The organism is Pseudoalteromonas sp. G4 (assembly GCF_028875915.1).
In the GTDB taxonomy this organism is placed as follows: Bacteria; Pseudomonadota; Gammaproteobacteria; order Enterobacterales; family Alteromonadaceae; genus Pseudoalteromonas.
On sequence record NZ_JAPEHW010000119.1, the window covers coordinates 1 to 7,031 of the forward strand.

General features: G+C 37.7%; 7 protein-coding genes. 4 read left to right on the forward strand and 3 right to left on the reverse strand.

Annotated elements, in window-relative coordinates; all coding sequences use genetic code 11:
* Window positions 1-106: 106 nt before the first annotated feature.
* The 3 genes from ON073_RS19685 to ON073_RS19695 all read right to left on the reverse strand — a co-directional run bounded on the left by ON073_RS19685 (window position 107) and on the right by ON073_RS19695 (window position 2,913).
* Window positions 107-1,207: a response regulator gene (locus tag ON073_RS19685; protein ID WP_274763577.1), complete on the reverse strand. Its 1,101-nt coding sequence runs from the start codon at window positions 1,205-1,207 to the stop codon at window positions 107-109.
* A 124-nt stretch (window positions 1,208-1,331) separates the two neighbouring features.
* Entirely contained in the window at window positions 1,332-2,564 is a 1,233-nt protein-coding gene (locus ON073_RS19690; RefSeq protein WP_274763578.1) for an ammonium transporter, read from the reverse strand.
* A 10-nt stretch (window positions 2,565-2,574) separates the two neighbouring features.
* Window positions 2,575-2,913, reverse strand: a complete 339-nt coding sequence (locus ON073_RS19695; protein WP_038642771.1) for a P-II family nitrogen regulator — start codon at window positions 2,911-2,913, stop codon at window positions 2,575-2,577.
* Between the two features lie 299 nt (window positions 2,914-3,212).
* On the opposite strand from ON073_RS19695, the gene ON073_RS19700 reads away from it, so the two are divergent.
* The 4 genes from ON073_RS19700 to ON073_RS19715 all read left to right on the forward strand — a co-directional run bounded on the left by ON073_RS19700 (window position 3,213) and on the right by ON073_RS19715 (window position 7,003).
* Window positions 3,213-4,415 carry a sensor histidine kinase gene (locus ON073_RS19700; RefSeq protein ID WP_274763579.1) on the forward strand — a complete coding sequence of 401 codons (1,203 nt, stop codon included), beginning with the start codon at window positions 3,213-3,215 and terminating at the stop codon, window positions 4,413-4,415.
* A 115-nt stretch (window positions 4,416-4,530) separates the two neighbouring features.
* Window positions 4,531-5,634: a histidine kinase gene (locus ON073_RS19705; protein ID WP_274763580.1), complete on the forward strand. Its 1,104-nt coding sequence runs from the start codon at window positions 4,531-4,533 to the stop codon at window positions 5,632-5,634.
* A 102-nt stretch (window positions 5,635-5,736) separates the two neighbouring features.
* Complete coding sequence (locus ON073_RS19710) at window positions 5,737-6,291, forward strand: histidine kinase (protein ID WP_274763581.1); 555 nt, start codon at window positions 5,737-5,739, stop codon at window positions 6,289-6,291.
* On the forward strand, window positions 6,281-7,003 hold the full coding sequence (locus ON073_RS19715) for a LytR/AlgR family response regulator transcription factor (RefSeq protein WP_274763582.1): 723 nt from the start codon (window positions 6,281-6,283) through the stop codon (window positions 7,001-7,003). The genes ON073_RS19710 and ON073_RS19715 overlap by 11 nt, the downstream gene beginning before the upstream one ends.
* Window positions 7,004-7,031: the final 28 nt, after the last annotated feature.

Consider the following 7,031-nt stretch of genomic DNA (forward strand, 5'->3'; position numbering starts at 1 on the left):
ACGCCTTTCGAAGTAGAATTTAAAGAGTTTAAGTTATTTCACTCAACACGGGTAAATAACCAGTTACGTTACCTACCCATGAAAAGCTTTAAACTAACGTGCTGAATTAAGAAAGCTGACGTTTAAAATCTTTAATGACGTTATTTAACGTATTGATGATTTTTACATGACTGAATGCAAGCTCTTCGAATTTCATTAATGTTTCGTCTGTTACTTTTGTCAATTTTGCCTCTTCATCGTTAGTGAGCTCCAATTGACTAAAAATCTCAAAAAAAGCCAATGATTGGTTGCTTTGAATTTTTTGAGTCTGCTCAGTAAAGTGCCCCATTTTTTGTTGAAGGTCATCAAGTTCAAAGGCTATTTTCTTAAAATAAAGCTGTTTTACATACTCTTGATTAAGCGTATTAATTTGATGATTAGCACACTCAATATAGGCTGCTACCACATCTAAAACTTGCCCTTTTCGCACTTCATCTTCAGGCATATTTTTTATCAAAATACAGATATTACTGTCTTTAAAGAAGTATCTGCGCCCAGCATTGATGATGCGGTCATCACGTTGCATTACCAATTTAAAGAGATCTTCTTCCATACCAGAGGCACGCGCTGAAGGACTATCCCAATAGCTGATTTTGGAGTTTTCACTAAATGCGACAGAGGCCGTTAGCTCTAAGCTCTGTATATAAGAAAAGATCTGCAGTAAAAATTCATCATAGTTAGTACACGATAAACACGCTTGAATAGCTCTTGCCGTGTTACCCCACATAAACGAATCAGACATAGCTGAAAACACTGCTGTGTTGGCATTCTGCTCCGCTATTTTAAGGGCATCAAACTCTTGTTGGTTGGCTAACGCTTTTTTAATTTTAATCAGTAATAGTGGCGGAATAAAGGTGCGCTTATCAATCCAATCTGCAGCGCCTGCGTCAAATGCAGCCATTTTTACCTCAAGCTCTTCAGAGGCACTTAAAAAAATAATTATCGGAGGATTGGTTTGTTTTTTAACGTACTTAATTAACTCAACACCGTTACCATCAGGAAAGTAATAATCTAATACAATGACACTAAAATCCGTTTGTTCACATAATGATTTCGCCTGTTCTAAGCTATACGCTTGTGATACTTGGTATTCTTCTGTAAGACTTGAAGCGACGAGGTCATTTAAACAGACATCATCTTCGGCGATTAATAAGTTAATTTTCATCATCTAAGCACGTTTTTAACTACAACTTTAAGCATAGGATAATATCACAAATTAAAAAGCCCAATAGCAATAAGCATTGGGCTTTTAAAGAACTTTGTAACTTAACGTTACGCTTTAAATTAGCGACTTAGATATTGCCTCTTACAGTCACAAATTCAGGGTATGCATCTACACCACAATCATGTTGGTCCATACCGTTAATTTCTTCTTCTTCGCCAACACGAATACCCATGGTTTTCTTAAGTACTGCCCAAACAATATAAGAGCTAACAAAAACAAAACCAAAGATTACCAGTGCACCAATCAGTTGATTAACAAAGGTTGCATCGCTATTCGAAAACGGCACTAACATAAGGCCTAAGAAACCACATACACCGTGTACTGAAATTGCACCAACAGGGTCGTCAATTTTCGCCTTATCAAGTGCTACAATACTAAATACAACTAAGCTACCACCTAACACACCACTTAATACCGCAAGTAATGGAGTTGGTGATGCAGGCTCTGCCGTAATTACCACAAGACCTGCTAATGCACCGTTTAATACCATGGTTAAATCAGCCTTGCGCCATAACAATTTACAAAGTAGTAAAGCGGCAATTGCACCAGCCGCCGCTGCCGCATTGGTATTAAGTAAAATTTGGCTCACTGCGGTTGCATTTTCTTTGTCTGAAAGTAGTAATTGAGAACCACCATTAAAACCAAACCAACCCATCCACAAAATAAACGTACCTAGTGTTGCTAATGGTAGGTTAGAACCTGGAATTGGATAGATCTCACCGTTTTTGCCGTATTTACCTTTACGTGCACCTAACAGTAATACACCTGCAAGCGCAGCTGCTGCACCCGCCATATGCACAATACCTGAACCTGCAAAGTCAACAAAGCCCATAGCCGATAAGAAACCACCACCCCATGTCCAGTAACCTTCTAGCGGATAAATAAAGCCAGTTAAAACAACACAAAATACTAAGAAAGACCATAACTTCATGCGCTCAGCAACAGCACCTGACACAATTGACATTGCAGTTGCAACAAACACTACTTGAAAGAAAAAGTCTGATTGTAATGAGTGATCTGCATCCGCAGCTTCAGTACCAATTAGTGCACCTAGAGAAGGTAAAAAACCGCCTTCAGCGTTGTCCACATACATAATGTTGTAGCCAACAATTAAATACACGGTACATGCAATTGCATAAAGCGCTACGTTTTTGGTTAAGATTTCAGTGGTATTTTTAGAGCGCACTAAACCAGCCTCTAACATAGCAAAACCAGCTGCCATCCACATAACTAATATACCCGACATTAAAAAGTAAAAAGTATCGAGTGCAAATTTCAATTCAACTACTGTATTTTCCATGACATTCCCCTTAAATTGCTGCTTCGTCTAGTTCGCCCGTACGAATACGAACAATTTGTTCTAAGTCGTAGACAAAAATTTTGCCATCACCAATTTTACCGGTTTGTGCCACGTTGCTAATCGCTTCAATAACACGGTCTACATTGTCACTTTGTGTTGCAATTTCCACTTTGATCTTTGGAATAAAATCAACTTGGTATTCTGCTCCACGGTATAATTCAGTATGCCCACGTTGACGGCCAAAACCTTTAACATCAACTACTGTCATGCCCTCAATGCCAAGATCTGACATTGCTTCTCTCACATCATCAAGCTTAAATGGCTTAATAATCGCACTGATCATTTTCATAAGATGTACCTGTTGTCGTTTTTTTAATTTGTAAAAGTTAAATCCAACCTTTGTGCCAATAATATTTTTTTATCTAATTCATAAGGTTAAGTAATTTACAATGTGTTACAAGAAAGTTAACGCACCACAAGAGTGCATAAACATTGGCTTTGTGAACGTTTTGGTGCAAAAAGAGAAATATTGAAAACTTGCTTTAGTAGCCGTTTTTGACACAATATGAACCAACGGAGTTGGTATATAACCCTGAACTTTGCCAACTCTATGGAATTAAAAATCAATAACAAAGGATATATAAGCACATGGCTTATTGGGTTATCCAAGCGCTCACTGCGGTTTTACTGTTGTTTGGTGGATTATCAAATATAGACACTGATAAGGAAATTTACGGTTTAGCAAATACGTTTGCACACGCCGGCATAAAAGTGTTTTGTTTTTTTCTGATCACCCATTTTTTACTCAGGGCACCGATTAATTTTCTTCGCGATAAAGAAAGCAACCTTTTTAAAATCATTTTGAGTGGCATCTTCCTCGTTATAATTAGTGCTTACTTGGCCGCCAACATAGCTGAATCCAGTCGCGATACTTTTAAACCTCTAGCTAAAAAACTCGCTTACTACAAAGCTAATCCAGATAAAGATCCGCTTAATGAAAATGATGAGGACGCTCAACTCGCAAGCGATGAAGACACTTCAAAAGACGCTGATACATCAGACTCAACCCAATCAGAGTCGTCAGAAGAAAAAACCGTTTCTTCAGAATTTAAAAGAGGATTCAAAGAAGGTTATAAACAAGAACACCTAAAAATTCGCGAAGAACAAGAAAAAATTGCTCAAGGAGATCCTGAAGCAATAAAGTGGGCTTCATCTGAACGATTTCGTTCCCAACTTGGCGCGTTTGGATTTTGGCTCATTTTCTATATGCCTTTATCGGCTTTAAAGCGCCGCTTTCAAGTTAAAACACAACTTAAGCAAAGCCAGATTGCATTATTAATGAGTCAGCTTAATCCACATTTTCTGTTTAACTCACTTAACAGCATTCGCGGCATGATTTTCGAAGATAAGCAACTCGCCAAAGAGCTGATTGATAAACTCAACGAACTATTCCGTTACAACTTAACAGCAAATAAACATCCCACGGTAAAATTAAAAGAAGAGCTGCGTATTTGTGAGTTTTACCTCGATATTGAGCATATCCGCCTAGAAGAACGTTTGTTAATTGAAATGCACGTAGATGAAACCTGCTTAAACATTAAAGTGCCTACTATGGGTATTCTAACTTTGATAGAAAACTCAATAAAACATGGCATTGCACCAAGGCAAGAACAAAGCCTATTGGTTGTTGATATTTCAAAGCATAAAAACCAATTAGTAGTGACTGTAAGCAATCCGATTTACACCGGTAACTACAAAGTTGAAAGCACAGGTACAGGTCAAGAAAACTTAATTAAATTTACACCGGTAACTACAAAGTTGAAAGCACAGGTACAGGTCAAGAAAACTTAATTAAACGCTTACAGCTAATGTACAACGAAAACGCTTCACTAAACGCCGCGTTAAAAGACGATAAATACGTTGCGTGTTTAACGCTACCACTTTAATAAAAGGTCCAGATACGGTTATGAATTTCAGTTACATTCGAAATACCAGCCCTAACTATTGGCGATATCAAGGGCCTCTTTTAGTTATTTCATTCTTAGTTACTTGTTTAGGTATCTGGAGTATGTTTCACGAACCAGAGGCTGAAACAATGCCGATTACTCAGCTTGGTTTAGTTGGCGCGTTGATACTCACCACATATCAAATAATTATAATCTTTGCAGCATTTCACATTGTGCTACGCGGTATTTATAAACATTACAAAAGCTATGCAACAACAAAATGGAAGTTATTTTTACTCATTTTAGCGAGCTCCACTGTAACCGCGCTGGTGATTATTGCTTTAGACTTTTTACCAATTTTAGTCTCTCTTACACCCTACTCTTTAGAAGAGTACGTAAAAAGCATTATGCACCTAGACACTTTAGGTGAATCACTGGTTGCGTACATTATTTATAATGTTGTTACTACCGTTGTTTGGGCATATTTCTATGTACTTGCTGCGAGCATTTCAAATTACAAACAACTTGCTCTGTTATTAAAGAAGCAAAAGCTGCAAATTCTAACTAACCGAGTAAACCCGGAATTTCTTTTCGATACCATGGAAGCCATTAAACAACAAATTGATATTGATGAAGAAAAGGCGGCAGAACTAGTTACTAAAGCGTCCGATTTATTCCGCTACAACTTAATGTCCAGTAAAGCAGCTGATGCGAAACTAAACGATGAAGTTACCAGCTTAATGAATTATCTTGAACTGCTGGAAGAGCAAAACCGTGCACCCAAGAAACACACAATAAAACTTCATGATGATGCTACAGGACCTAATATTCCGAGCATGACACTCATATTCATTTGCTCATTTTTACTTAACTCTTCGCGTCAACGAACGGGGGAGTTGAGCCTAGTTGGGTTCATTAAACACAACAAGTATCGTATAGAGATTTCGCATCATAGCCATGGCAAATTCTTTTTAGATACCGAGCATTACGATAATGTAAAAAGCCGCCTAGAGCATATGTATGCCACTTCAGCGAGCATAGTTTTAGTAAAAAAAGGCAAACAAAGAAAAGTTGTTATTGAATTGCCAATCGACTGGCAACATCAGCTGGATAAAACAGCGTAACCACTCATCTTACTTTTTTGCCGTTTATCATTTTAATTGGCGAGATAATTATAAAATCGATAGACTCAAAATAGTCTGTCAAAAAAGAGACTTTCTTTTTATATGTTTGAAAAAAATGCGGAAGCACCATTAAATCCACACTTCTTGTTTAATAGCATGAATGCTATCCGCTATATGATTTTCGAAAATCAAGATTTAGCGAGCGACTTACTAGGCAAATTAGCCGAGCTAATTCGTTATCAACTGAATGATGGTGTAACAAAGACAAGCTTTAGCGATGATTTAACACAGCTTGAACATTTGCTTGAGCTCGAAGCGCTGCGCTTAGAAGAAAGGTTTACCCTGACTAAACATTTAAGCAAACTGGCAAGCCCTCACCCATTGCCTTGTTCTGTACTTTTACCCTTAGTTGAGTATGTGTTTATCAAAAAAGATATTTACAGCGTTAGTCACAACGAACTCATTATCACAACAAAAGAAGTTGGCAGTGCTGTTGTTTTTACACTTAACTTAACACAATCACCCCAAATTAAGTCGGGCGATTTACCGCTAGATAACCTAATTACCCAATTAGGCATGGGCAATATTTGCAGTGCAACACAAACATGTGATGCTAACACTTACACGATGGAGTTAACTTTTAACAATGAGTATTAGAATAATAATTGTTGATGACGAACGTCTTGCACGCAGTGAATTAAAGCGCCTGCTGTCAAAGCACAGCCAAATAGAAATTGTTGATGAAGCCAAAAATGCTGAAGAAGCAAGTGAAAAAATTGCAGAACATAAACCAGACGCTATCTTCCTAGATATTCACATGCCTGGTGCAACGGGTTTAGAGTTAGCCGAATCTCTTGGTGATGATGTAAACATTATTTTCTGTACTGCATACGACCAATTTGCTGTTGAAGCGTTTTCGTTAAATGCCATGGATTACTTAGTAAAACCTGTAAATCCTGCGCGATTAGCCGAAAGCATTGAAAAGCTAGAAAAGCGTATTGAACAAAATGCATCAAGCGCAGGTTTACCAGACGACCATAAATTGATGGTTAAATATGGCGAAACCATGCGCATTATCGAACTTCGTGAAATTATTCGTTTTGAGTCAATTGGTAACCATGCAGCAATTTACACACCACATGGTAAAGCATACCTACACAGCTCATTAAACAAAATTGAAGCTAAACTAGACGAAAGACATTACTTTAGAGCAAGCCGTTCAGATATCATTAGACTTGATGCAATTGAAAGCATGGAGCAAGCTATTAGCTACGGTTTAACCGCAACTTTAAGCAATGGTCAGACTGTGGAAATTTCTCGCAGACAAGCAACAAAATTAAGACAACTGCTTGAGTTTACGCAGCTGTAAGAGATTTCAGATTTCAGATTTCAGATTT